The organism is Paraburkholderia sp. SIMBA_053 (assembly GCF_046534895.1).
Lineage (GTDB): Bacteria > Pseudomonadota > Gammaproteobacteria > Burkholderiales > Burkholderiaceae > Paraburkholderia > Paraburkholderia caledonica.
In genome coordinates this window covers 1-272 of the sequence record NZ_JAWRXU010000685.1, presented here as the reverse complement: position 1 = coordinate 272, position 272 = coordinate 1, and the positions used below count along the sequence as shown (strand labels likewise).

The window sequence follows — 272 nt, the reverse complement described above, 5'->3', positions numbered from 1 at the left end:
CTCACAGCAATCCCGACCACACCACTCCCAGTCGACCCAGTCGAAGTCTGCAAAAACCCAATCACATACGGACTAACAACACCCGAAATCGACCCAACCGAATTAGCAAGCGCAATCCCACCAGCGGCAGCCGCCCCTTGCAAAACAGCCGGCGGCACAGTCCAAAACTGCGAAATCGTTGTAATAACACCCATAGTGCCAATCGTGAGGGCGATCATCGCCAGCACCGTCTGATGCGCATAGACGACACTCGCACACAACGCAATCGCGCC

The 272-nt window shown here is 55.9% G+C and carries 1 pseudogene; it reads right to left on the bottom strand.

The annotated features are described in order from the left end of the window. Positions 1–272, bottom strand: a pseudogene (locus SB753_RS37330) (MFS transporter); the annotation flags it as partial.